This window comes from Peribacillus asahii (assembly GCF_003570725.1).
GTDB lineage: Bacteria > Bacillota > Bacilli > Bacillales > DSM-1321 > Peribacillus > Peribacillus asahii.
This window is the reverse complement of record NZ_QWVS01000069.1, coordinates 1-1,417: the sequence shown is the minus strand read 5'-3', so window position 1 is coordinate 1,417 and position 1,417 is coordinate 1. Positions and strand designations below refer to the sequence as shown.

Genomic DNA, 1,417 nt, shown 5'->3' with positions numbered 1-1,417 from the left:
GTCCTTCATTGGTCTTCTGTCAAGAAAGTGGACAATAAAATTTGAGACTTTTAAAGAATAAATGCCTACCGCACTTCGTTTGGTCCGGTATTCGAAATGAACAGTCGAAAAACCTGACTGCTCATTTCGAACACCCCACGGCCAAATTATGAGATTAATGCCTCTTCATTCTTGTGATACTTTCTCTCAAATTCGGTTGGTGAGAGATATCCTAAAGTCGAGTGTTTTCTTCTAGGGTTATAGAAGCTGCTAATGTAATAGTTTATAGCGTTTATGGCCTCTTCTCTTGTCTTAAATCGTCTTCTATAAATCAAGTCTTTCTTAATTGTGGCATGGAACGATTCAATACAAGCGTTATCATATGGATCTGCTTTTTTACTCATACTAATGACCATTTCACGCTCTTTCAACATATCCACATAGTCTTGCGAAGAATACTGGGAACCACGGTCTGAATGATGAAGTATCCCTTTCTTAGGCCGTCTTGTCATGATAGCCCTCTTTAAGGATTGAATGGATAGCTCTTTTTTCATATGTGACGCCAGGCTCCAGCCAATAATCTTTCTTGAAAACAAATCCATCACGGAGGATAAATAAACCCAGCCTTCGAGTGTCCAGATGTATGTAATGTCAGCTACCCAAACTTGGTTAGGCTTATCTACGTTAAATTGACGATTTAGTCGGTTAGGATACGTTTTGAAATCATGATTGGAGTCCGTGGTAACGATAAACTTTTCTTTTTGGGTTGCTTTTAAACCCATTTTTTTCATCAGTCGAGCTACGTTTTTTTGCGAAATGGTATACCCCCATTCAATTAAGTCATCATGGACTCTAGGGCTTCCATAGGTACCGAAACTTTCGTGGAATGACTTAGCGATCTTTTGTTTGATTTCTAAGCGATATGCTTCTCTTTCAGATGGAGTACTAGATTGTTGTTTAAGCCATTTATAGTAGCCACTCGTTGACACCTTCAGTACTTTACACATCTTCGAAATCGCGTGTTCATTTGAGTGGGCCTGGACAAAGGTATAAACTACGCTTGGTTTTTGGTGAAGATGTGCATGGCCTTTTTTAAGATTTCGTTTTCCTCTCTTAATTGTGCTAATTCTTTTTCGTGTTGCTTTTTGAGCTTTTCGAGCTCTGTAGGGGTAATAAAGGGCTCGTTAGGCTTTCCACCATTGATTCTCGTTCTGTAATCTTTTACCCACCGACTAATGGTCTTCGGTGAAATTTCTAATTCATAAGAAAGTTCGGATGCTTTTCTCCCTTGTTCCACAACTAACTTTGAAACATGGTCCTTGTACGCTTGATCGTAATGTTTAGCCAAAATGAACACGCCCTTTTTATAATGAATAATGATTGTATTATAAAATAAATCTCGTTTTAACGTGTCCACTTTTTAGACTAACCTCATCAT

At 38.4% G+C, this 1,417-nt stretch carries 2 protein-coding genes; both read right to left on the bottom strand.

Annotated features, from left to right (window positions below; genetic code table 11):
- Positions 1–146 precede the first annotated feature (146 nt).
- Positions 147–1,097 carry an IS3 family transposase gene (locus D1953_RS20625; protein WP_245980293.1) on the bottom strand — a complete coding sequence of 317 codons (951 nt, stop codon included), beginning with the start codon at positions 1,095–1,097 and terminating at the stop codon, positions 147–149.
- Positions 1,034–1,396 carry a transposase gene (locus tag D1953_RS20620; protein ID WP_119119028.1) on the bottom strand — a complete coding sequence of 121 codons (363 nt, stop codon included), beginning with the start codon at positions 1,394–1,396 and terminating at the stop codon, positions 1,034–1,036. Before D1953_RS20620 ends, D1953_RS20625 begins: the two co-directional genes overlap by 64 nt.
- Between the last annotated feature and the right edge of the window lie 21 nt (positions 1,397–1,417).